The organism is Klebsiella terrigena (genome assembly GCF_012029655.1).
Classification (GTDB): Bacteria; Pseudomonadota; Gammaproteobacteria; order Enterobacterales; family Enterobacteriaceae; genus Klebsiella; species Klebsiella terrigena.
Genome location: NZ_CP050508.1, coordinates 2,195,842 through 2,220,287, shown reverse-complemented (window position 1 = coordinate 2,220,287; position 24,446 = coordinate 2,195,842). Strand labels below are relative to the sequence as shown.

At 57.2% G+C, this 24,446-nt stretch carries 20 protein-coding genes and 1 pseudogene; 6 read left to right on the top strand and 15 right to left on the bottom strand.

The genetic code is table 11. The features are described 5' to 3' along the window. Positions 1-92: 92 nt before the first annotated feature. The 5 genes from sirB1 to hemA are packed head-to-tail and all read right to left on the bottom strand — an operon-like array spanning position 93 to position 4,533. Positions 93-905, bottom strand: a complete 813-nt coding sequence (sirB1, locus tag HCK03_RS10425) for an invasion regulator SirB1 (protein WP_045858970.1) — start codon at positions 903-905, stop codon at positions 93-95. A gap of 3 nt (positions 906-908) precedes the next feature. Continuing rightward, on the bottom strand, positions 909-1,301 hold the full coding sequence (sirB2, locus tag HCK03_RS10420; protein ID WP_041146100.1) for an invasion regulator SirB2: 393 nt from the start codon (positions 1,299-1,301) through the stop codon (positions 909-911). Further along, positions 1,298-2,152 carry a peptide chain release factor N(5)-glutamine methyltransferase gene (gene prmC, locus HCK03_RS10415; protein WP_167691535.1) on the bottom strand — a complete coding sequence of 285 codons (855 nt, stop codon included), beginning with the start codon at positions 2,150-2,152 and terminating at the stop codon, positions 1,298-1,300. Before prmC ends, sirB2 begins: the two co-directional genes overlap by 4 nt. Continuing rightward, positions 2,152-3,234 (bottom strand): peptide chain release factor 1, encoded by a 1,083-nt coding sequence (gene prfA, locus HCK03_RS10410; RefSeq protein WP_041146102.1) that lies wholly within the window; start codon positions 3,232-3,234, stop codon positions 2,152-2,154. The genes prmC and prfA overlap by 1 nt, the downstream gene beginning before the upstream one ends. 42 nt (positions 3,235-3,276) lie before the next feature. Then, positions 3,277-4,533, bottom strand: a complete 1,257-nt coding sequence (gene hemA, locus HCK03_RS10405) for a glutamyl-tRNA reductase (protein WP_041146103.1) — start codon at positions 4,531-4,533, stop codon at positions 3,277-3,279. A gap of 271 nt (positions 4,534-4,804) precedes the next feature. On the opposite strand from hemA, the gene lolB reads away from it, so the two are divergent. The 4 genes from lolB to dauA all read left to right on the top strand — a co-directional run bounded on the left by lolB (position 4,805) and on the right by dauA (position 9,326). Beyond that, positions 4,805-5,416, top strand: coding sequence for a lipoprotein insertase outer membrane protein LolB (gene lolB, locus HCK03_RS10400; RefSeq protein ID WP_041146104.1), 612 nt, complete (start codon positions 4,805-4,807; stop codon positions 5,414-5,416). After that, positions 5,416-6,264 carry a 4-(cytidine 5'-diphospho)-2-C-methyl-D-erythritol kinase gene (ispE, locus tag HCK03_RS10395; protein ID WP_167692426.1) on the top strand — a complete coding sequence of 283 codons (849 nt, stop codon included), beginning with the start codon at positions 5,416-5,418 and terminating at the stop codon, positions 6,262-6,264. Before lolB ends, ispE begins: the two co-directional genes overlap by 1 nt. A 183-nt stretch (positions 6,265-6,447) precedes the next feature. Then, on the top strand, positions 6,448-7,395 hold the full coding sequence (prs, locus tag HCK03_RS10390; protein WP_004863536.1) for a ribose-phosphate diphosphokinase: 948 nt from the start codon (positions 6,448-6,450) through the stop codon (positions 7,393-7,395). Between the two features lie 251 nt (positions 7,396-7,646). Beyond that, positions 7,647-9,326, top strand: a complete 1,680-nt coding sequence (gene dauA / locus HCK03_RS10385) for a C4-dicarboxylic acid transporter DauA (protein WP_167691534.1) — start codon at positions 7,647-7,649, stop codon at positions 9,324-9,326. Here the strand turns inward: dauA and HCK03_RS10380 are convergent, their stop codons facing one another. Further along, positions 9,327-10,370, bottom strand: a complete 1,044-nt coding sequence (locus tag HCK03_RS10380) for a MerR family transcriptional regulator (RefSeq protein WP_041146107.1) — start codon at positions 10,368-10,370, stop codon at positions 9,327-9,329. It lies immediately after the preceding gene. Between the two features lie 228 nt (positions 10,371-10,598). Beyond that, complete coding sequence (gene ychH, locus HCK03_RS10375; protein WP_041146108.1) at positions 10,599-10,874, bottom strand: stress-induced protein YchH; 276 nt, start codon at positions 10,872-10,874, stop codon at positions 10,599-10,601. A 271-nt stretch (positions 10,875-11,145) separates the two neighbouring features. Between ychH and pth the strand changes: the two genes are divergently transcribed. Together pth and ychF are read left to right on the top strand one after the other, a co-directional pair. Next, positions 11,146-11,730: an aminoacyl-tRNA hydrolase gene (pth, locus tag HCK03_RS10370; protein WP_041147674.1), complete on the top strand. Its 585-nt coding sequence runs from the start codon at positions 11,146-11,148 to the stop codon at positions 11,728-11,730. Between the two features lie 117 nt (positions 11,731-11,847). After that, on the top strand, positions 11,848-12,939 hold the full coding sequence (gene ychF, locus HCK03_RS10365) for a redox-regulated ATPase YchF (protein ID WP_041146109.1): 1,092 nt from the start codon (positions 11,848-11,850) through the stop codon (positions 12,937-12,939). 243 nt (positions 12,940-13,182) lie between these two features. Here ychF and HCK03_RS10360 read toward each other — a convergent pair whose 3' ends face one another. From HCK03_RS10360 to HCK03_RS10325, 8 genes and pseudogenes are all read right to left on the bottom strand, one after another. Beyond that, a complete protein-coding gene (locus HCK03_RS10360; RefSeq protein WP_167691533.1) occupies positions 13,183-14,520 on the bottom strand; it encodes a VasL domain-containing protein in 1,338 nt (445 codons plus the stop codon). Between the two features lie 103 nt (positions 14,521-14,623). Beyond that, positions 14,624-15,079 (bottom strand): type VI secretion system baseplate subunit TssE, encoded by a 456-nt coding sequence (gene tssE / locus HCK03_RS10355; RefSeq protein ID WP_167691532.1) that lies wholly within the window; start codon positions 15,077-15,079, stop codon positions 14,624-14,626. Continuing rightward, positions 15,079-15,624: a type VI secretion system lipoprotein TssJ gene (gene tssJ / locus HCK03_RS10350; protein ID WP_134526574.1), complete on the bottom strand. Its 546-nt coding sequence runs from the start codon at positions 15,622-15,624 to the stop codon at positions 15,079-15,081. The genes tssE and tssJ overlap by 1 nt, the downstream gene beginning before the upstream one ends. After that, on the bottom strand, positions 15,602-16,687 hold the full coding sequence (tssG, locus tag HCK03_RS10345) for a type VI secretion system baseplate subunit TssG (protein ID WP_167691531.1): 1,086 nt from the start codon (positions 16,685-16,687) through the stop codon (positions 15,602-15,604). Before tssG ends, tssJ begins: the two co-directional genes overlap by 23 nt. Further along, positions 16,651-18,405, bottom strand: coding sequence for a type VI secretion system baseplate subunit TssF (tssF, locus tag HCK03_RS10340; RefSeq protein ID WP_167691530.1), 1,755 nt, complete (start codon positions 18,403-18,405; stop codon positions 16,651-16,653). Before tssF ends, tssG begins: the two co-directional genes overlap by 37 nt. 365 nt (positions 18,406-18,770) lie before the next feature. Continuing rightward, positions 18,771-20,357, bottom strand: coding sequence for a type VI secretion system protein TssA (tssA, locus tag HCK03_RS10335; protein ID WP_167691529.1), 1,587 nt, complete (start codon positions 20,355-20,357; stop codon positions 18,771-18,773). Then, positions 20,357-23,827, bottom strand: a complete 3,471-nt coding sequence (locus HCK03_RS10330; RefSeq protein WP_167691528.1) for an ImcF-related family protein — start codon at positions 23,825-23,827, stop codon at positions 20,357-20,359. Before HCK03_RS10330 ends, tssA begins: the two co-directional genes overlap by 1 nt. 224 nt (positions 23,828-24,051) lie before the next feature. After that, positions 24,052-24,324 (bottom strand): annotated as a pseudogene (locus tag HCK03_RS10325) (PAAR domain-containing protein); the annotation flags it as partial. Positions 24,325-24,446 lie beyond the last annotated feature (122 nt).

The following is a 24,446-nucleotide window of genomic DNA, read 5'->3' as shown; positions in this document are numbered from 1 at the left end:
ATCGCCTTATCAGGGTGTAACCGGAATCATTCCAGATAAATACGCGTCATACCTTAAAATCGCCTCAGCGCAGCGTATTTCGCGTATATCGACTAATGCAATGTAATTTGTTTGTGCGAAATCGTGTTGATTTGCGCGCGGATCATTTCGCTGATCGGGTCTTCAGGACACTGTTCGACGAAATAGTTCAGATCCAGCAGCGCAACGTGGTCGCACTCGAGCTGGGCGTAGATCAGCCCGCGGTCGCGAATTTCGTACGGATCTTCCGGATTGAACTGCAGCAGCGCTTCGCTGGCGCGCAGGGCCAGCTCCATCTGCCGCTCTTCCATCAGCGCCGATTTTAAGGTGTCGAGCAGCTTGTGGATCACTTCCGCGTTATCCGCTTCATCAAGATCCTCATTGAACAGCTCGGCCACCGGGCTAATATTGCCCTTCAGCCACACTTCCAGCGTGTGCTCATTGAGCGTTTCCCCGTTGAACGGGTTAATCAGCCACATCTCTTCGCTGGTTTCAGGGTCAGCGCGCAGCAGCATCTGCGTCGGGAAAATCACCGGCACCACCGGCAGAGACATGCGCTGGGCAATCCACAGCACAATCGCCCCCAGCGACGCGGCGCTCCCCTGACGGTTAATCAATACTTTATCGATCCACAGGGCATCGGAAAGCCGGTAGACGCCGTGGGAGTCTCTGAAGCCCCATTCATGATAGAAAAGCTCCAGCAGCCGCTCCAGCTGACGTTCCTGATCCCACGAGGTCGCGATCTCTTCCTGCGCCAGGCTCAGCAGCCGCTCCAGTTCGTCCTGCACGTAACCCGTTGGAAAGTCGTCGCGGATCAATTCAGAAATGAGGACCATTCCATCGCACAGTGGCGCTTTATTAAATTCGAAATCAGCTAGTGACCTCATGACTTACCCCAGTAACGGTGTTCTTGTGATGGCGAGTTGTATGATGATGAACAACACCACCAAAGCCAGCAGGAAGGCGATAAACCTGCTCTGCTGGCTGCGCGGACGTCGACGGCCCAGCGCGATAAAACCCAATGCGATGTAAATAATAACGCCAAATAGCTTCTCAGTCAGCCATGTGCCGTCTTCAGTAAACGGCAGATAGTGCGTTATTGCCATTAATCCGGCGCCGCTGAGAAAGAGTATCGTGTCGCTGCAGTGCGGCGCGATGCGTACCCAGCGGCGGTTAAGCCACGGGCTGTCGCTGTAGCTCCACCAGTAGCGTAACGCGAACAGGCTGACCGACACGACCACCGCCGCAATATGCAGATACAGCACTGCGCTAAATAGATTCATACGCCAACCTTCTTATCCATAGCCGGAAAACGTCCTAACGTCAGGCGGTCGTTATCGCCGTAATCGCGGCAGGTCGCCACGTCGAGATATCCCGCATCGTGGAACAGGCCGCGCACCGCGGCGCCCTGCTTCCAGCCGTGCTCCAGCAGCATTAAGCCGTCAGGGGTCAGGAAGCGACGTCCTTCGCGAATGATGTGCGCCAGATCGGCAAGACCGCTATCGGCGGCAACTAGCGCCGTTTTCGGCTCGAAGCGAACGTCGCCCTGCGCAAGATGCGGGTCGGTTTCGTCGATATAGGGCGGGTTGCTGACGATGATTTCAAACTGCTGGCCCGCCAGCGCGCTAAACCAGTTGCTCTGCAGCACCGTCACGTTGGTGATGGCGAGCTGAGCCGCGTTGCGCGCGGCTAACGCGACGGCGTCGGGCATAAAATCGACCGCCGTCACCCGACAGTCAGGACGCTCGCTGGCCAGCGCCAGCGCAATCGCGCCGGTACCGGTGCCTAAATCGAGGATCCGACACGGCGTCGCCGGCAGCCTCGCCAGCGCCTGCTCGACGAGACACTCGGTGTCCGGGCGCGGGATCAGGGTTGCCGGTGACACCAGCAGCGGCAGCGACCAGAATTCGCGCTGACCGACCAGATGCGCGATCGGCTCGCCGCGCTGGCGGCGGCTCAGCAGCGCCTCCAGCTCGGCCAGCTGGCCGTCGGTCAGCACCGTTTCGCCAAAGGCGAGGAGATAAGTCCGCGCCCTGCCGGTCACGTGTCCCAGCAGGATCTCCGCGTCGCGGCGCGGGCTTTCGCTGTCGCTCAGTCGGGCAATCGCCTGCGCCAGCCACTGTTGAAAAATCATCATTCCTGCTCGGAAAGCGCTGCCAGCTGATCGGCCTGGTACTCCTGGACAATCGGCTCAATGAGCATATCCAGCTTACCTTCCATCGTTTCATCCAGACGGTAGAGCGTCAGGTTGATGCGGTGGTCGGTCACGCGGCCCTGCGGGAAGTTATAGGTACGGTTACGATCGCTACGATCGCCGCTGCCCAGCAGGTTACGTCGGGTAGACGCTTCCGCCTGCTGACGCTTGGCCACTTCGGCGGCGCGAATGCGCGAGCCCAGCACCGACAGCGCCTTGGCCTTGTTCTTGTGCTGAGAGCGTTCGTCCTGGCACTCCACGACGATACCGGTCGGCAAGTGGGTAATACGAATAGCGGAATCGGTGGTGTTAACGTGCTGCCCGCCCGCCCCAGAGGAGCGGAAGGTGTCGATACGCAGGTCGGACGGGTTGATGTCCGGCATTTCGGCTTCCGGCAGCTCCGGCATCACCGCGACGGTACAGGCGGAGGTGTGGATACGCCCCTGCGATTCGGTCGCCGGTACGCGCTGCACGCGGTGGCCGCCGGACTCGAACTTCAGCCGGCCGTAGACGCCGTCACCGCTGATTTTGGCAATCACTTCTTTATAGCCGCCGTGCTCGCCTTCGTTGGCGCTGAGGATCTCAACGCGCCAGCGGCGGGCTTCCGCGTAGCGGCTGTACATGCGGAACAGATCTCCGGCAAACAGCGCCGCTTCGTCACCGCCGGTACCGGCGCGGACTTCGACAAAGGCGTTACGCTCGTCGTCGGGATCTTTCGGCAGCAGCAGAACCTGCAGCTGCTGCTCCATCTCTTCGCTCTTATCTTTCGCGTCGCGCAGCTCTTCCTGCGCCATTTCGCGCATCTCCGGATCGTCGAGCATCATCTGCGCGGTTTCAATATCATCCTGCACCTGACGCCATTCGGTATAACAGCGTGCAACGTCGCTCAGCTGCGCGTACTCGCGCGACAGCGCGCGGAATCGATCCTGATCGGCGATGGTCGCAGCATCCCCCAGCAGCGCCTGAACTTCCTCATGGCGTTCGTACAGAGCTTCCAGTTTGGCAACAATAGAAGGCTTCATAGGTGTGAATTAACCCTGTCCTGAAAAAAGAGAGAAATGGCGCTATTCCAGCCCGAGGCTGTTGCGCAGAATATGCAGGCGTTCATCGTCCCCGTCACGGGCAGCCTGCTGAAGAGATTTGGTTGGCGCGTGGATCAGGCGGTTGGTCAGCTTACGCGCCAGGTCCTGCATGATTTCCTGGGCATCACCGCCCTGCTCCAGCGCCGCCAGCGCTTTCAGCGTCAGCTCCTCGCGGACCTGTTCGGACTGGGAGCGATATTCGCGGATAGTCTCGCTGGCGCTCTGGGCGCGCAGCCAGGCCATAAATTCGCTGGTTTCCTGCTCGACGATCGATTCCGCCTGTACCGCAGCGGCTTTACGCTGCGCCAGGTTGTGCTGAATGATGTTTTGCAGGTCGTCCACGCTGTAGAGATAGGCGTTCGCCAGCTTGCCCACTTCCGGCTCGACGTCGCGGGGCACCGCGATATCGACCAGCAGCATCGGCTGATTGCGGCGCGCCTTCAGCGCACGCTCCACCATCCCTTTGCCAATAATCGGCAGCGGGCTGGCGGTGGAAGTAATAATGATATCGGCCTCTTTCAGCCGCTCATCGATGTCGCTCAGGGCGATAACCTCAGCGCCGACCTCATCCGCCAGCGCCTGGGCGCGTTCGCGGGTGCGGTTGGCTATGACCATTTTGCGCACGTGGTGCTCGCGCAGATGGCGGGCCACCAGCTCGATGGTCTCCCCGGCGCCGACCAGCAGTACGGTCACGCTGGAGAGCGATTCGAAGATTTGTCGCGCCAGCGTACAGGCGGCGAACGCGACGGAGACCGCGCTGGCGCCAATGTCCGTTTCGGTGCGCACGCGCTTAGCCACGGAGAACGACTTCTGGAACATACGCTCCAGCTCGCTGACGTTGAGATGTCCGCGGCTGGAGTCCGCAAAGGCTTTTTTAACCTGGCCGAGGATCTGCGGTTCGCCGAGCACCAGCGAATCCAGGCCGCTGGCGACGCGCATCAGATGGCTGACCGCATCGTTATCCTGGTGCCAGTAGAGGCTGTTGCGCAGATCGTCTTCATTAAGATGGTGGTAATCACACAGCCAGCGGATGAGCACTTCCTGCAGATTATCCTGCTCCTCAACGCTGAGATAGAGCTCCGTGCGGTTACAGGTCGACAGCACCACACCTCCCTGCACCATTGGCTGAGCCAGCAAGCTCTCCAGCGCCTCATCGAGCGTGTCCGGCGAAAACGTTACGCGTTCTCGCAGCGCTACCGGAGCTGTTTTGTGATTAATGCCAAGAGCTAAAAGGGTCATTGTGAGGGAGTAGTACCAGCGTTGCTAAGGTTAGTCTGAGCGCATCATACAGGATGCGCGGAATCAATAAAAGAGACGCTCCCCTTTTGGAGTAATAGCCAATGCGTAACAGCCACTAACGGTAATTTTTTGATTTCAGACAATTTGAACGTAGACGCTACCGCCGGGCAACGCTAGCATTAAGAGTTATTATTGTAACCCGCTACACAAATCGTGTGCGTATTCACCCTTCGCCGGATTTCACTGTAGACATCAAGGATTTGTCATCATTATGAATCGACTGCTCCGCCTGTTGCCCCTGGCAAGCCTGGTCCTGACCGCCTGTACCCTCAACGCCCCGAAAGGCCCCGGTAAAAGCCCGGACTCACCGCAGTGGCGTCAGCACCAGCAGGATGTCCGCAATCTTAGCCAGTTCCAGACCCGCGGCGCCTTTGCCTGGCTTTCCGACGAGCAAAAGGTTTACGCCCGTTTCTTCTGGCAGCAGACCGGTCAGGATAGCTATCGCCTGCTGCTGACCAACCCGCTGGGCAGTACCGAGCTGTCGCTGACCGCGCAGCCGGGTGGCGTAACGCTGATCGATAACAAGGGTCAGACCTACACCGCAACCGACGCGGAAGAGATGATAGGCCGCCTGACCGGGATGCCTATCCCGCTGAACAGCCTGCGCCAGTGGATCGTCGGCCTGCCGGGCGATGCCACCGATTACACCCTCGATCAGCAGTATCGTCTGAGCACCCTAAACTATACGCAAGACGGCAAAACCTGGCGCGTCACTTACGGCGGATATACCAGCGATACCACGCCATCGCTGCCGGCCAATATGGAGCTCAACAACGGCAGTCAGCGCATCAAGCTGAAAATGGATAACTGGATTGTGAAATGATGACCCGCTGGCCCTCTCCCGCGAAGCTGAACCTGTTTTTGTATATTACCGGGCAGCGCGCCGACGGTTATCACCAGCTGCAGACGCTGTTCCAGTTTCTCGACTATGGCGATACGTTAACCATTGAGGCGCGCGATGACGGCGAGCTGCGTCTGCTGACCCCGGTGGACGGCGTGCCGAATGAAGAAAATTTGATTATTCGCGCCGCCAGGCTGCTGATGCAGGCGGCGGCAGGATGCGGGCGGCTGCCATCCGGCAGCGGTGCCGATATCAGCATTGAGAAGCGCCTGCCGATGGGCGGCGGGCTGGGCGGCGGCTCGTCCAACGCCGCCACGGTGCTGGTGGCGCTGAATCAGATTTGGGGCTGCGGGCTATCGGAAGACCAGCTGGCGACGCTTGGGCTGCAGCTCGGCGCCGATGTGCCGGTTTTCGTCCGCGGTCATGCGGCCTTTGCCGAAGGCATTGGCGAAATTCTGACCCCGGTCGAACCGCCGGAAAAGTGGTACCTCGTCGCCCACCCAGGGGTCAGTATTCCGACTCCGGTCATCTTTCGCGACCCCGAGCTACCACGAGACACCCCGATCAGGCCAATAAATACGTTGCTAAAATGTGAATTTCGCAATGATTGCGAGGTTATCGCAAGAAAACGTTTTCGCGAGGTTGATGCGGCGCTTTCCTGGCTGTTAGAATATGCGCCGTCGCGCCTGACTGGCACAGGAGCGTGTGTCTTTGCTGAATTTGACACCGAATCTGCCGCTCGTCAGGTGCTGGAGAAAGCCCCGGAATGGCTACAAGGCTTTGTTGCGCGAGGAGTTAACATCTCGCCGCTCAGGCTAGCCCTACCCTAAGTTGCTCCGTTTTAAGCGTGAGTAACGATAAGTACGCCGGGCAAATTGAGTTACGGTGACAACGTCACCCTGTTCCAGACGTTGCATCGTTCTCTTTAAATACACCGCCTGGATGAAACGGCGCCGCCGCACAGTTTTTGGCCCTTTTCATCCACCACTGGACGCATGCCTGAGGTTCTTCTCGTGCCTGATATGAAGCTTTTTGCTGGTAACGCCACCCCGGAACTAGCACAACGTATTGCCAACCGCCTGTACACTTCTCTTGGCGACGCCGCTGTAGGTCGTTTTAGCGACGGCGAAGTCAGCGTACAAATCAATGAAAACGTACGCGGTGGTGATATTTTCATCATCCAGTCCACTTGTGCTCCCACCAACGACAACCTGATGGAATTGGTTGTTATGGTTGATGCCCTGCGTCGCGCTTCGGCGGGTCGTATCACCGCTGTTATTCCTTACTTCGGCTATGCTCGTCAGGACCGCCGCGTTCGTTCCGCCCGTGTGCCAATCACTGCTAAAGTGGTTGCGGACTTCCTGTCCAGCGTTGGTGTTGACCGCGTACTGACCGTTGACCTGCACGCTGAACAGATCCAAGGCTTCTTCGACGTTCCGGTTGATAACGTATTCGGCAGCCCAATCCTGCTGGAAGATATGCTGCAGCTGAATCTGGATAACCCAATCGTGGTTTCTCCGGACATCGGCGGCGTCGTGCGCGCCCGCGCTATCGCCAAACTGCTGAACGATACCGATATGGCAATCATCGACAAACGTCGTCCGCGCGCTAACGTCTCCCAGGTGATGCATATCATCGGCGACGTGGCAGGCCGCGACTGCGTCATGGTTGACGACATGATCGATACCGGCGGCACGCTGTGCAAAGCAGCAGAAGCGCTGAAAGAACGTGGTGCTAAACGCGTCTTTGCTTACGCCACTCACCCAATTTTCTCCGGCAACGCTATCCAGAACATTAAAAACTCTGTGATTGATGAATTCGTCGTCTGCGATACCATCCCGCTGGCGCCAGAAATCAAAGCCCTGGAAAAAGTTCGTACCCTGACGCTGTCCGGTATGCTGGCAGAAGCGATTCGTCGTATCAGCAACGAAGAATCTATCTCTGCTATGTTCGAGCATTAATCGAGCCAGGCCAAAGAAACCCGCTAAGGCGGGTTTTTTTGTCTCTGAACCTTTTATTCCTCCACAAAATCATTCGGCATGCGTCAAGGCGGCAAGTGAATGAATCCCCGGGAGCGTGCAGGTAGTACGTGACCGGAGTAAATGAACGCAGCCAACAAAGAGGCATCCCGAAGGATGACGTGGAAATGACTATTGCCTCCTTCACCTGCCATTTAGTTGACAGATGATGCGCCCATGGATGAAACATTATCGTGAACAGATTATTTTCCTCACACGTGATGCCTTTCCGCGCCCTCATCGACGCCTGCTGGAAAGAAAAATATACCGTTTCGCGCTTCACTCGCGACCTGATTGCCGGGATAACGGTGGGGATTATTGCGATCCCGCTGGCAATGGCACTGGCAATTGGCAGCGGCGTAGCGCCGCAGTATGGACTCTATACCTCCGCCGTAGCCGGGATCATCATCGCCCTGACCGGCGGCTCACGCTTTAGCGTTTCCGGGCCGACCGCCGCCTTTGTGGTGATCCTCTACCCGGTATCGCAGCAGTTTGGCCTCGCCGGGCTGCTGGTCGCGACGCTGATGTCCGGCATTTTTTTAATTCTCTTCGGCCTCGCCCGCTTCGGTCGGCTGATTGAATATATCCCGCTCTCGGTGACCCTCGGTTTCACCTCAGGTATCGGTATTACTATCGGTACCATGCAGATTAAGGACTTCCTTGGCCTGCAGATGGCGCACGTGCCGGAGCACTATTTGCAGAAAGTTTCCGCGCTGATTATGGCGCTGCCGACGGTCAACGTTGGCGACGCCGCGATTGGCATCGTGACGCTCGCAATTCTGATCCTCTGGCCGCGCCTTGGGATCCGCCTACCGGGCCATCTTCCCGCGCTGCTGGCGGGCTGCGGGGTGATGGCGATCGTCACTCTGCTGGGCGGCCACGTCGCGACCATCGGCTCTCAGTTCCACTACACGCTCGCCGACGGCAGCCAGGGAAGCGGCATTCCGCAGCTGCTGCCGCAGCTGGTGCTGCCCTGGGATATGCCGGGCTCTGATTTCACCCTCAGCTGGGCCTCGCTGCAGGCGCTGCTGCCGGCGGCGTTCTCCATGGCCATGCTTGGCGCCATTGAGTCGCTGCTGTGCGCGGTGGTGCTGGATGGTATGACCGGCACCAAGCATAAGGCGAACAGCGAGCTGATCGGTCAGGGTCTGGGCAATATCGTTGCGCCTTTCTTCGGCGGCATTACCGCGACCGCGGCGATTGCCCGCTCGGCGGCCAACGTGCGCGCCGGTGCGACCTCGCCGGTTTCTGCAGTGATCCATGCGCTGCTGGTGATTATGGCGCTGCTGATCCTCGCCCCGCTGCTCTCCTGGCTGCCGCTGTCGGCGATGGCGGCGCTGCTGCTGATGGTGGCGTGGAATATGAGCGAAGCGCACAAGGTAGTGAATTTGCTGCGCTATGCGCCGAAGGACGACATCGTGGTCATGCTGATGTGCATGTCGCTGACGGTGCTGTTTGATATGGTCATCGCGATCAGCGTCGGCATCGTACTGGCTTCGCTGCTGTTTATGCGCCGTATCGCCCGCATGACGCGCCTGGCCCCGGTCAACATCGACGTGCCCGACGACGTGCTGGTGCTGCGGGTTATCGGCCCGCTGTTCTTCGCCGCCGCCGAGGGGCTATTTAACGATCTGGAAACGCGTATTGCGGGTAAGCGGATCGTGGTACTGAAATGGGATGCGGTGCCGGTGCTGGATGCAGGTGGCCTGGATGCCTTCCAGCGCTTCGTGAAAAAGCTGCCGGAAGGCTGCGAGCTGCGGGTATCGAATCTTGAGTTTCAGCCGCTGCGTACCCTGGCACGCGCCGGAGTCCAGCCCATTGCCGGACGCCTGAGCTTCTACCCCGATCGCAACGCCGCGCTGGCGGATATTTAACTAGCGGGATGCGGGCGTTCGCGCCTGCATCATCACCCCTATCGCCTGCTGGAGCCAGCCGAGCACCGGCGGCGTCATCCACGTCCCCTTCATCAGATGCGGTTCGCACTCCATCGCATGGCGAAACTTTTGCTGAGTCTGCGGGCTGGTGCCGGCATACGACTGGAACAGCGCCAGCCACTGCTGCGCCAGCTTTTGCCCGGCCTCGGATGCCGGATCGGTCTGCTCGGCGCAGGCCTGATGCAGCGCCGATACCAGCCCCGGCCACTCCATCAGCCGATCGAAATAGTGCTCACGGGTAAACGCCAGCTCGTCGGCGTTGAGATAGCGCGCCCAGATCGCGAGCTTGCTTTGCGCAAAGGCGTGGGTAATGTAGTCCACAATTTCGGGCGTAATGCCGGTTTGCGCGCGCATTTGCGGTTCCGTAGCATGCATCTCATTGAGTCGGGTGAGAAATTCCGGTCGCCCGGCGGTATCTAGCTCCAGGCGCTCCATCCAGCGGGTGGCCAGCGCCATCGCCGACGGCGAGTCAGGCGGGCAGCTCTCCTGCATCAGCCGCTGCGCTTCCATAACCAGCGCCTGCCAGATTTGATTGCGCTGTTCATCCTGCTCGGCGAACGGCAGCGTTTGTAACTCCTGCGGACTAAACCAACGATCGTACATTTTCATAAGCTCCAGGGTCTGTAGCCAGGACTCCAGATCGGGTTCACGGCCGCTACCCAGTTCGTCGCGGAGCAGCACCAGCCTTTCGCGCAGCGTTGAGATAGTGCGCAGCTGCGTATCGAGGGTGGTAATTTGCTGCACCAGCAGATCGGATAACGAAAGCGAACCGCAATCGAGATGCTCCTTAATAGCCGCGAGCTCCAGCCCGGCCTGTGCCAGCGCCTTAATCATATGCAGCCGCTGAACGGCCGCCAGATCGTATAGCCGGTAACCCGCCGCGCTTCTGGCCGAAGGCGTCAGCAGCCCGGTTTGTTCATAGTGATGTAGCGTACGGACGGTCATTCCGGCGCGTTTCGCCAGCTCCCCCACCTGAATTAACATGACTGCTCCTTTTGTCTGCCAGTGGCGCTACTCTGCTGCCTGACGTTACGTCAGGGTCAAGCAAAGAGTTTATCAACAGGGGCAACAATATCAGCGGGGTGGCCGTTGCGGGAGTAAAATAAGCAGGAGTAATATAGTCAGCCAGCCGTTAGGATGATGGCTGGCTGCAGAGCGGATACGTTGACAAAATTGCACCCGTCTGGCGACAGGTGCAGATAACGGACTAACCTAGCTGTGGCGGTGCTGGTCACGACGGCAGCGTTTGTCGTAGTGGCGCACCCACCAGTATCTGTCGCAAACCTGTTCATGGCCGCCAATACGCGCGCCGGCAAGCCAGAGAACGGCGCCGACGAAGATGCTGAGAATCGCGCCGTGCGCGAAAAACTGCGGCAGGTCAAGCTGCGGGAGCTGGTTTAAAATGGAGTAGCCGACGCCAACAACCATGACGACCAACCCTAAACCCATCAGTACATTACCGAGTAACGAAGCGTTTCTGCGTTTCATATGTCACCTCCGGAACCTTGGGTTGCCTGAGAATATCCTCAGAACTTATAGGTGTAGTATAGACAATGGGCAGAAGATTGATTGCGTTGGCGATCACATTAGCGAACATCAAACCAACAAAAGTTTACAAATAACCTACTGAACAACATCAAATTCTAATGGTTCACCGGCGAAATTATCGTGTCGATAGCGCTGCGCTGGCAGAATTTTGTCAAGCGCGCTCGCAGACAGTACACTACGCGCCAGAGAACGACCCATGCAGGATATAAAAGTGACGATAAAACTGATTGTCGGCCTGGCTAACCCCGGTGCGGAATACGCGGCGACACGCCATAACGCGGGCGCCTGGTATGTAGACCTCCTGGCCGACCGCCACCGCGCCCCGCTGCGCGAAGAGAGCAAATTCTACGGCTACACCTCGCGGATTAACTTTGCCGGCGAGGATGTGCGCCTGCTGGTGCCGACCACCTTTATGAACCTCAGCGGTAAAGCCGTGGCGGCGATGGCCACCTTTTACCGGATTAATCCCGACGAGATTCTGGTCGCGCACGATGAGCTGGATTTACCGCCAGGCGTGGCGAAATTTAAGCTCGGCGGCGGCCACGGCGGGCATAACGGCCTGAAAGATATCATTAGCAAACTGGGTAATAACCCGAACTTTCACCGCTTACGCGTCGGAATCGGCCATCCGGGCGATAAAAACAAAGTTGTCGGTTTTGTGTTAGGTAAACCGCCCCTTAGCGAGCAGAAACTGATAGATGAAGCGGTTGATGAAGCCGCGCGCTGCACGGAAGTCTGGCTGAAAGAAGGTCTGACCAAAGCCACCAACCGTTTACACGCATTTAAAGCGCAATAAACGGCCGACGTGCGGAATTTTTGCCGCACACCGTGTATAATAGGCAAAGCTATTTACTTTTCTACAATCTGTTCAATGTAACAGGTTGATTATCAAAAGATTAAGGTGATTTAAATCATGGGATTCAAATGCGGTATCGTCGGTTTGCCCAACGTCGGCAAGTCCACCCTGTTCAATGCGCTCACCAAAGCGGGTATTGAAGCGGCCAACTTCCCCTTCTGTACTATTGAGCCGAACACCGGTGTCGTACCGATGCCCGATCCGCGTCTGGATAAGCTGGCCGAAATCGTTAAACCGCAGCGCATCCTGCCGACTACCATGGAATTCGTCGACATCGCCGGCCTGGTAAAAGGCGCATCCAAAGGCGAAGGCCTGGGCAACCAGTTCCTGACCAACATTCGTGAAACCGAAGCTATCGGCCACGTTGTTCGCTGCTTTGAAAACGACAACATCATCCACGTTAACAACAAGGTGGATCCGGCTGACGATATCGACGTTATCAATACCGAGCTGGCGCTGTCCGATCTTGACACCTGCGAACGCGCCATTCACCGCGTACAGAAAAGGGCAAAAGGCGGCGATAAAGACGCGAAAGCTGAACTGGTCGCACTGGAAAAATGCCTGCCGCAGCTCGAAAACGCCGGCATGCTGCGCGCGCTGGCGCTGACGGACGAAGATAAAGCGGCCATCAAATACCTGAGCTTCCTGACCCTGAAGCCAACCATGTACATCGCCAACGTCAACGAAGACGGCTTCGAGAACAACCCGTACCTCGATAAAGTCCGCGAAATCGCTGCCGCCGAAGGCTCAGTAGTGGTTGCCGTGTGCGCCGCCGTTGAATCCGATATTGCGGAACTTGACGACGCTGACCGCGATGAGTTCATGGCTGAACTGGGCATCGAAGAGCCGGGCCTGAACCGCGTTATTCGCGCCGGCTACGAGCTGCTGAACCTGCAGACCTACTTCACCGCCGGGGTTAAAGAAGTCCGCGCGTGGACCATCCCTGTCGGCGCGACCGCACCGCAGGCGGCGGGTAAAATCCACACCGACTTCGAAAAAGGCTTTATCCGCGCTCAGACTATCGCCTATGAAGACTTTATTACTTACAAAGGCGAACAGGGTGCGAAAGAAGCCGGTAAGATGCGCGCCGAAGGCAAAGATTACATCGTTAAAGATGGCGACGTCATGAACTTCCTGTTCAACGTCTAAATCACTTCTGTTGTTTCATGAGGTTTCCAAAAATCTCATAGCAACAGCAAAGCAGCATAAAAAAAACCACGCCATGGCGTGGTTTTTTGTTTCTGACGCGAATGATACTGCAGGCCGCTCTGCGCAGTTGGTAAAAATGCCCCGGGCGCTTGTTTACGAGGCTATTCAGCGATGGGTCAGCGATTGGGCTGACTGCGGAACAATACCCGGTTGTGTGACGAACAAGCTCCCCGGCGAGCAGCGCTATTCCCTGTTAGTTAGCGCCGAGTATCGGATGATGAGCTGCTGTAGGTGCTGCTCCACCTCAAGTTTCTGCGCCTGCGGGATCATCCCCGGCTCCTGTCGTGCAGCTATCTGCCGGAGCTGCTCCTCCGCCGGCACCGACTGATTAAATGCCTGAATGGCTGCAAACACCTGCGATTTCAGCTCGCTGACCGTCAGGTATCTCCCTTTCTGTCCATCCAACGCGTTAAGCTGCTCGCTCAGGCTCTGGAGCCTGTGCATGCCCTGATGCCAGCCCGCCAGCGAATCATCGGACGTCCCGTTCAGGGCAAGCTTTTGCCGCCACTGAGTACCCAACTCTTCAGTTTCGGGAAGCCCCGGCCACAGTGCATAAGCCTGGTTTATCAAATCCTGACCATAGCGAAGATGCCAGTCAGGCGGGAGGGCAGAAAGCGCCTCTAACCTCAGCGAGGCATCCTTCAGCCAGCCGGCGGCTGAGCCAGAAGAGCTGAACGTCTCGCCTGCCACCGCGCCGGGCAGCCAGGGTAGCGGCTGTTGGCGACTGTCGGGCTGTTGACCCGCTTGATCCGAGCGAGCCAGGTAGTGGCCGCCGATAAAGACTGCGGCACTCAACGCAAAGGCCGTCAGCATCCCGCAGGCGAATAGGCCGACCCGCTTTGGCGCAGGCGCCGTTTTGTGGACCCTGTTAACGGCGACGGCGGAACCTGGCGGGATTGCATCCGGCCGCCGGGGCTCTGGTATTGCTTCATTCAATCCGATCGGCGGAGCCTGTGCGACAGGGAGAGTAATGGCTGCAGCCGATAATTGTGGCTCTGGCGCATTTTCCACGCGCGTCAACGCGCTGCATACCTGCTGCACCAGCGGCTCTATCTGGCTTATCTGCAGCAGTTCCTGACGGGCAAGGATGCTGCTCAGGGAATCAAGCGTCGACTCCAGCTGCAGGAGCGGATGATAATCCTCATGGCTCAGGGTAAAGGTGCGGAACACTTTCTGCAGCCGCTGAAACAGCCCTGAGAGAATTTCTGCCCGCGGGTGGCTGGCCCGCGGCCAGTACTGCGCCCACTGGCGGCTGAGCATCGTCGCAACGAGCTTCAGCCCTTCGTTCATGCCTTCCACCCGTGCCAGATGGCTGCGCGCCAGGGTGTACCAGGCCCCTGTCTGCAGCTCAATCCCGTTTTTATCAAACAGCGCCAGCGACAATTTCTCCACCCGCTCCCAGTGAATATCAGGCCTGGCGGGATGCGTCTGCTTACTCATTTCATCGCGAAGGGCGATGAAGTCAGGGAACGGGCGCGGATCGCCGCCCGTGCGAATATCTCGGGGTTCTGTGCTTTTCATAATGGATTCATCCGTGGATTGGCAGGCAGAGATTGGCGATTCACTCCGGAAGCTGGCGGTCATTCGTCCCGAGGAAGATATCGTACCGGCCTGCCCGGCATCCCTACATGCGGGGATTTCTGTCGAAATAATGCTGTTGCTTTAGGTGGCGAATAAATATCCGCCCCTCGGGCATAAACTCGGTACCATAGCGCACCAGGCCCACCCCTTTCAGCTCCGCATCGATCGCATAGCGCAGCTCGCCGGGGATCGCCTGCTCAAGGAGAATAACGCTAATGCTTTTCAGCCGCGGTTCATATTTGAGCAAAACGGCCGACAGCGTCCCCATCAGTTCATGGGCGCTACCGGGCATACCCTGCAGGATTTTGGTCATATCCGGCAGGCCGTAGTCCGGCAGATGCGCCAGCGTGCCGGCGCGGCAGTTGAGAATGCGCTGCATATTGTCCAGCACGGACAGGATCGTCTGGTCCTGCTCGTTGACGAGGTTGAGGTCGAGGCCACCGGTGAAGTTGCCGTAGAGAATTTCATATAATGAGGGGGTATTGTGTCCCTGTGACATTAATCATCCTTAACGGGCTGTAATCTCAGATGGTTGTTTCCGGCTTCCAGGATACGCGGTTTATCAGGATCGAGGTCTTCACGTTCGATGACCAGCTTCCAGGTGTTATTCACCATATCCGGATGACGGAACAGCCCGACAACGGCCACAAACTGCGCGTCGGCTTCCATTGGCATATCGAGATTCGCATCACCACCCGGCTTCACGACCACATCACGCGTGGCCAGCAAATCGGCGTTCAGCTGGGTATCGTCCTCTTTCAGCAGCTGCTGATATACCGTCTTGTCGAAGGTTTTGCGTTCCTTCAGCTGATACACCCGCACTACCAGCGGCTCAGACAGCGAATTGCTCTCGCGTGCATCGGTATTCAGCGCCTCGCGCGCTATAAAATCGAGATGCAGGACTTTAATTTTCTTGTAAAAAATGGCGCTGAAGGCCGATTTAGTACCCTCAGTGACGCTCTGCGTCACCCCACAGCCCGTCAGGCTGAACGCCACCAGCGGCAGCAGCCAGCAGGCGATTTTAGTCGAACTTGTACGTAACACATCGGTTTCCTTGTTGTGGTATGGCGGGATTCATGCCGCTGTAATAACCCAGTTCCGTCGTAAAGGTCTGCGGGATATCGTCCTGGAACACGCGATCTTCAGCTCCCAGCACGCCATTCATGCCAAGCCAGAAATGACCTTCGCCAAGCGGAGGGGCGGCCAACAAGCGAGTCAACGTCGTTAGGGTGATTTTTGCCTTAAAGCGCCAGCCCAGATAGACCCTTAGCATCACCAGAAAATCCGGATACAGCAGACCATCCGGCTTCCAGCCCTGCGCTTCCTGCCGGTTATCCGTTGCAAGCGCAATCAGCAGCTGGCTGCTGGCATCCATCGCCTCGTCGCCAAGCGGTGTGTTGCCGTCCAGGAGAAAATCGTCATCACCGTAAAAGCCCAGTGGCTGACTGACCGCTACCGGCCGCAGGCAATACGGGCTCACCTGTACGGTGGTGTCGGGTGCCAGCAGGCTCACCAGCGCCTGCATCCCCTCCTGAGTTTTTCCGGGCTGGCGTAACACGCCGAGCAGAGCCAGAAAGCGCGACACCGGGGTGGCTATATGCTCTGCGGTTCCGGGGATCCCCAGCCCCACCAGTCCCAACAGCGACTGCGAAATATTGTCGCCACCTCCGGGCTCGAACGTGGCAGGCCAGGAGTACTTCCGCCAGATGCGGTAAAACTGGGTCAGGATGCGGTGGCTGAAGATATCCAAAAAGCTCTGGATGGCCTCATGCCCCTCCCGGCGCTGGGCGATGTCATCGAGATAAGCGGTCGGCAGCGGTGAATCGACGCCGTACATCCCCATAAAGGTGGTACGAATGACCGCTGGTGTGCCGTCATCGTCTTCGTCATATTCGACGGCTTTCAGTTCGCTGACCGGAAATCCCATTCCCGGATGAGGAGCAAAGCGTACCGGATCATCAGCGGGATGGCTGGTTGTGCCCATCAGCGGTTTATCCGGATGGCACTTTTCCAGCAGTTGGCAGAAACGGTAAAAGTTAATACGGTGAAGGTCTGCCTCCAGCTGAAGGGTCAGCCGGGAATGCGTCGGTTGTGCTTCTCTTCCCATTCCAGGCGTTCTCCGGTCGGTTGCAGGATGATAATCAGGCGATTAAACAGATAGATATCGGTATAAAGCGCGAAGAAGCGGCTCAGCATCTCGCCAAACAGGCAGATATCCCCTCTTCCGGCAAAGCCGTGGCTATCGAGCATGACCTCAATCTGCACGCCGCGTACCAGGTAGCCCTGCTCAAAACGCTCGGTTTCGCTGTGCTTCACATCAATAATGGCCTCCAGACGGCGCCGGTTCATCTCGCTGTCTGTCCACTCATACAGCGCCAGGGTACCGCGGAGCACCTCTGCGTTATCCATCATCGAGAGAAAACCGCTGCCAAGATGGCTTAGCACACGCCAGTGAAAGCGATCCCTATCCGGTGGATAGCAAGGCAGCGTCGGCGCACACAGGTTGCGAACAGCAATGCTGACTGAGGTGGTTTTCACCACCGTATCGAGCACGGTGCTTTGCAGGGCCCGACGAGGCAGCTGGCCGTTGGTGCCGGTGAGCGTCAGGGACAGGCTTTCATCTATCGGCACGGTGTGAGTATCAAACGCTTCGCCACCAAGAATTAGCCAGGTGTTATGCAGACCGGACGGTCCGCGGCGTAGGCGGGTGTGATAGTAGTATTCCGGCGCTTCATGGCGCATCATCCCGCCCTTGTGGCGAAAGCTCGAGAACGGGACGTAGGTATGCTGGCTTGATGACATCACCGAATCCACGGCGTAAATCTCGGTATGACCATCCTGTACCCGCATCGGGCGCAGCATGTATTCCGTCTGCAACGAGTTGAGCGTCAGCGGATCGGATTCCAGTGGAAACAGGTTAATTACCGGTACGCAGTTCAGCCGCAGGTGCTTCCCGGTAAAGCTGAAGTCATGCTCCCAGCGCTCAGCCAGCACCACGTCGATTTCAAACCAGGGGAGCTCAGCCGGGAACGCGACGGTCTCCAGCCCACACAGGCCGGTGAACATAAATTTCTCGCGGAAGGTAAAGTACTCCAGCAGCAGCTGGTAGCCGCTGAAACTACTGCTGCCCTTCGGCCAGAGGGTATCATCATCACCAAACCCGAGCGCGGTGAAATACCCGTCCAGCGGTTTTCTTTCCACATCACCGGGCATCCGCAGCCACATCCTGGCCACATTCATGGTGAAGGCTTCGTGCATGGCGCAGGCCAGAGGCGCGTCGGCATTGAAGTAGAACGGGACATGGCTGAGATCGATACGGCTCCAGTCCGCCAGCTTGCTGCAGCTAAAGCGCAGCGTGACAACCGAGCGGCCATCAAAGTCGGTCGCCAGGCTGACGCGTTCCAGCGAGAAGGGCTGAAGGTCTATCGCTTTCGTGGTGGAGTAACGACAGCGCGTACCCTTCTCACCGATCGGTCGGGAATGTACCTCAAAGCCTTTGTCGATGCGCATCTGCTCCTTCATTTCGCCCCAGTCCGGGGTGAACTCCACTACCGACATTGACGGTATGGTGCGCAGGTAATGCGGCCACAGCAGGCTGACCAGCCCTTCGGTCAATTCTGGCAGGTCGTCATCGAGCTTCTCGCGCAATCGGCCCATCAGGAAGGCAAAGCCTTCAAACAGGCGTTCCACGAACGGGTCTCGCGCGCCCGATTTATCCAGATTGAGCATTGCCGCCTGTTCAGGATGAGCACGGGCAAATTCTTCCCCGGCTTCCAGCAGGTAGCGCATTTCAGCGTCGTAATAACGCAGGGTTAAGTCGTCCATAGATTCGTCTTTATTAATGTTTGTTTACCAAATAGCGAAATAATAAGTTCTAAAAAGGCATCTAAAACCTAATAACTTCGGATTTACTGATTTGTCGAAATCTTTGCCAACACGACATTGATACAAACTAATATTGATACCGAAACAATTTTATCTTTTTAAACATAACCCTCCGGGAGAGTTTTTAAATCACCGCTAGTCTTTTTAGTATTATCTAAATTCCAATACCAATGTTTTTCTCTTGAGGGGGGCACTGATTTATCAGGCGCATCGCCAAAAGCATCAAATATATTATTTGAAGTCGGAATTTATGAATATTTCCCATATTTATAGAACAGTTCAAACCTATTTTGATGCGCGTAATATCATCCGCTGCAGAGTACAACTGCCCGAGCAGGATCCAGTGAGATAAGCCCGGATAGCAGAGCGTCCATTTCAGGTTGCAGCCGCGTTTTGTCTGCTTCACTGCGTCCGGCCCTACCCCGTAACAGCTTTAACCTGCGGGCTTTTACTTCGAACATTAGCTCTGGCGTCCACTGTTCAAGCGTGAGTACCCTGGCGCTTCCGTCGAGTTCGCCCAACAGATGCAGTGCCATTTCGTGTTTACCGTACTGTTCACTCACCCTGGCCATTAACAGGCGCATCAGCCACTGGTCCCGGGAGGAGGTATAACCCGGCTGCACCTGAAGCCAGTTGAGCGCGGCTTCAATGCCTTCATCGTCTGCTTTCGCCAGCACTTCAGGCTCCAGCGTTAGCACATCATCGCCTCCAGCAACCGCAGCTGATACCGGCTCATCTTTCCAGCCGGGCATATCGTCGAGCACGCTTTCGCTTATCCAGCTCAGCGTTGCTTCATCGGCGAAAGGTGTGCCGTCACTGAAAGCCAGTACTTCCAGCCCCGGGAGACGGGCCAGTAAGCCCTTAAGATCGCGGCACAGGATGTCTGCACGTACAGTGTCATTATCCAGTTTCGCCAGCGCCTGCCATGCATACCACTGCACATCCAGCCAAAGGTGGTTGACGCCCTGCGCCAGTAAAGTGTCCGTATGCTCCAGCAGTTCAGACCAGCTTTTCTGCAGGTACAGGCGCTTGAGGTGCGCTTTGTTGTCTGGCTTCGGTGGCACCAGGCGGGTGCGCCCGGACGCATCCAGCGGCGGAAGTTCCATTAGCGTGTCCCAGCGTACGCACTTCAGCAGATGGTGCCCGGCCAGCCAGCCTCCCGGCCGATCGCGAAGATATTGTGCCAACACTTTGGCTTGATCGAGCAAATCTCGTCCCGAGGTGACGGTGTTCATAACCGGCGCTGACGCGGCAATCGTGCCCTCTTCCCGGCTAGTTTGTGGCACCAGACTGTTGGCTCCCCCGCTTTGTACCAGCCTGTTATCCAGAGCCAGATACAGTCCTGCCCATTCTGGCCGGGCTTTCTCATCAAACGTCTGGAACGTCTGTTCAGCCAGCAACAGCGCAGCGGTAATGCGCTGCATGATAGACATATCAACCTCAGGGTACAGACACAGACTGTTTGTCACACGGCTGCTGCCCAGCCATTCCAGGGCAGCCTTACGGCTGCGATCGCGAAGAGGATGCAATCGGCTGCCAAACCGCTCCAGCATCGAGGCCATCAGCTCAAGTCCCTGCGTAAACCCAAGCTCACCATCCTGATGCAGACGTGCCCAAACGTAAAAGGTGATAATACGTAAATCCTTACTGGTGCCGGTCAGCAGCCTTTCCGCCAGCCGGCAAATCAGGCCGGTATCAGTGTCGGAAAGTTTGTTGATCTCTTCACGGATACGCTGAAAATCATCGTCGTATCCAGGATCCACTCCGGTTGGCTCATTGTCGCCAATCGGCTTCAGCCAGCGTTCCCAATCAGCGCTGTGCGCCCGAGCACTGCTCAAGAGCGTCTTTTCATCGGCGCAGCAGGCCTGAAGTACACTTTGTAATGTCGTCATTATTCCATTCCATCTATGGCTAAATTCTCCGAACTTGCCAGAGCCTGAGAGGTCGCAGAGGCATCCACACTGAATATCTGCTCCGGCAGGCTGAAGTTGCGTAACGCCAGAAGCGCCAGCGGACCATTACCCAGTTGAGAGCGCAGTACCCACTGCAGGGTGCGGCCGTCCGGAGCGGTAAAACTCATCATCCACTGACTGCGGTCGAGCCGCTGACGTTTACCCTGATCCAGCCAGCGAATAAAGCCCCAGCTGCCGCTATAATCGCCGAACAGACGCGCCCCCGCGCTGGTAGAAGTCCACGTCAGCATGGTTCCGGGTTTGAAGGTGTCCCCGGGCCAGCGGAAAGAGTGCCACTCGGCCATCTGGTTGAAGTAGTGCAATTTCTGCCCGTCAATGGTCAGCCGGGTTTCCACCACCTGAGATGCGGGTCGTGCCTGCAGTTCAAAACTGATTCCCTGGCTACCGTCGGTAAACAGAATGTCTGACAGCTGGCTAAGCTGGTTGACCGCCCGCAAAAACGCCGGATTGAACGTCAGCCCCTGGCTGTGCGCCGTATCCGGCACCCACTGGCTGCCCTCTTTATGCAGCACACCGTTAAGTTCGGTGGTCAGGAACCGGTCAATGCGTCCGCTGTCCTTGCGGATAAATTCAGCCAGCATCGGCAGCGAGGCATCGCTTTTGCTGACCGCAAACGGGAAGCGACCATCAAAGGCCGTATGCCAGTTCGCCACCACAGAGCGGCTCCAGCGGTCGTTAAGGCTGGCGGCTGAGGGCTGTAAGACCGTTTCCCATGCCTGAGTCAGGGGCTGAACAAACATCGTATTGCCGAAACCACTCCACTCTTCCCCCAGACTTGCCGCCATGAGACTGCCGTACTGCTGAGTATCGGTAAGGTCAACGTTTTTGCCCTGGAACACGGTCTGCGCCAGGGTCTGCATCATCTCCTGCGGATCGGTAGCGCTCGCCACCTGTTGCAGGCGTAAACGCACTCGGGTAATTCGCGTGAGATAAGTTTGCAGGCTCAGGGTGCTGTCGGCCGACATCACATTGCCGCCTTTGCTTTTGCCCATCAGCGTCAGCAGCGGGCCAAAGGTTTCATCCAGTGGTCCCAGTGGGCCTGACGCAGACGGGTCAATTATGGGCTTGTCTTTCCCGCTCATCAGGTCTTTAGCGGATTTGATGATAGAGTCCGAAAGGCCTTCGCTCCGCTCGCCGGTTTGCCCCTGCCAGGCGATTGTATTCATTAAGGCAATCAGCGGTGACTGGCGCACATCACTCATCAGCGTCAGCTGGTCGGTGACGTCGGCAATGTTGTTGGCAGGATTCCAGTGGAGACTGTTGAAGAAGTTCAGCCAGCTGCTGGCAAAGTCGGTGAAATAGCGCTGGGTCAGACGCGCTTTCAGCGCTTCCGGCGACAGATCGGCCGAGACTGACTTGCGGGAATCGCTCAGCACCCAGTCGATTTCATCGCGACGGAAACTGGCCGCCTTCTCGATGGCCTGCTGAATGCCACCTTCCCATGCCTGACGGGTGAACATCCCCGGCACCACTTCATCAGTGGTAAACAGGCGGCTGGCATCGGTACCGCTGGTCATGTCTTCCAGAGAAACATCGGCAAAATTACGACGCACCGATTTGAGCATGTTTTCATACAGCGTGCTTTCGGCGTTTCGCCGTCCAATCTGCTGCAACAGCACCTGACGGCTCTGCCCGATCAGCTGCGCATCCGGCGTGATTTTCCACTGTGGCTGCTGTGGCAGTTCAGTTATGTAGAATGCCCACAGATCCGGGGACAGACTCTGCCACAGGCCGGTGGAGATGCCTGTTCGCGTCGGCTGCACGGCTTTCATGGTCTGCGCGTAGAACGCGCCATCGGCTTTATCCGGGCGGGCCATCATCAGCCAGGCCTTAAGCTGGTTATAGCCCGGTTTCGCCAGCTGGACACGCTGGTCACTGTTAGGCGCTGAGTTAGCCAGCACGGTGAGCTTTTGCGTCAGGGCCTCATTCGCCGGATCGCGTATCAGGCGATTATTTACCACGCCATACCACGGCAGCATCGCGTCGAGTAGCTGCTGGTTATGGTCCAGACCAAAGCGCTGATACCAGGGCGCACCACCCTCCCGGACATGATGCAGCAGGCGACCGGCGTCATTGCGGAGAATATGCAGGGCCGTCAGCTGGTGATCCGATACCGAGGGATGCTCCACCAGAGCATGAGTCTGCTGCGCAACAGAGACTATCTGCTGGCGGTTGACTGTAAACGACAGCAGCGTCCCCGCTCCCCAAACACCGATGATGGCCATCAGCGTCCAGGCGAGCGTCTGCTCCCACGCCATACCGACACGGCGGCCACGCACGCGGGTACAGTCATCCACAATGCCCTGCCAGGTTAACGGCAGGTTCAGCGCATGGCGCTGTGACTCAGGGATAAATGTCTCAGCACCGGCTGCTCCCTCTGACGTATCGACAGGTTTATACCCTGGTAGACTGAACATCAGGCCACGCAGCGGAACGCGCTGCTGGGAGGCCGCCAGCCATGGCACCAGTTGCTGAGTCCAGCGAGCGATGCCACCGTCTTTAAGGTCCTGGCCCAGGCGCAGCAGGAAGTCGTGACTGTTGTTTTCCGCGATCTGGCTCACTCCCTGCGTTCGAAGGGACGGCAGCATCAGCTTGAGCTGACGGGCAATATCATCAGCTTTTGCACGCAGCGGGAACGTTGCCCCGACCGCCTGCTCAGTGCGCGTTGTCTGCGCCCATTTGCTGTCACACAGCCGCCACAGCCAGACAGGTGCTGAGTAATGCAGCAATTCACTGATTTTTTCCAGCCCGCGAAGGTCGCTGTCACTGATTTGCGGGGTCAGGTTAAGCGACTGAGGCATGACCCGGACAATCCCGTCCAGTGGACGCCCACGGCGCAGCTTGCGTAACGCGGTGTACTTTTCCTTGTCCGGTTCTGCAGTCAGACTACCGCCGTAAATCAGAACGGTACGGTTGCCTTCAAGCCACTGCTGCTGCTGCAGGCCTGGAACCAGTTTTTCAATCGTGGCTTCGTCGCCCGTCACCAGCAGCAGGTGGACTTTGTGGTGCCAGAAGAAGGTATATCGACGGCGAAGGTGAGTGCGAATTTGTTGACTGATCGTCATAGCAGTAGATACGGGGGCAGCATCTTCCTTTGGTGACACCTTAACATCATCACCCTGTGCACATTGCAGTTCTTTGCTGAAACTACGCTTGCCTTCAGCGCGAGCACCAAAGAGCAGAAAGATTCCAACTAAGACCAGAGCAATGCTGACTGCCACAGTACCGCTCAACCAAGCATACCAGGCAGAAGTATCCCTAATGAGTTGTAGCCTTTCAGGCTGCCAGTAAACGATGCCCGCCACAACAATACTGCCGACCAGCGTGATTAACGCCAAAAGCCAGAATACAATTTCCGGTTTCTTAAACAGCAAGAGGAATCGCCTCATGCCTCACCCTCCTTAGCGGAAGTCACGGGGGATACAGCCATATTCCCGACCTTTCCATTTTTGTGTTCACGGCATCCCAGTAAATGGTGCGCCAGTTGTTGTATTGATTGTGTGGTAACGGCCACGGCACGATCAGAAGTACGGCCTCGCAGCGAATACCGATAGTCCGACATTGACAGGGTTATCCTTGGGTTATTGCCGCCTTTGCTCTATTGGGGAGTAAATTCATATGTGTCGGTATATATCGATGGAATAAACTCAGCCCGGCACGGGCAGGTGCTTCTGCTGTGCAGCGTACCGGCAATACGGCGGCCATGAATAAAATCGTCAGGTAAGCCCCCCATGATTTTAAAAAGGCCGGGATGCTTACCACAGGTTACGCAGTGCTCCTCGCAGGCCTGCAATCTCCCGAAATGCATGTGATCGGGCATTCCTTCTGTGATCACCCCGCCGCAGCTTGTTTTATCGTCCTGAAACAAAAAATGTCCAACCGCCATCACTCTGTCCTTACTTTTTTACTTTCATCCATTTCCGCACTTCTGTCTGTGCATAACGTCATTTCCGCCGTCTTCGGCCCCATTCAGCCAGAGCATGCAGATCCATTTCTTCCTGTGTCCGA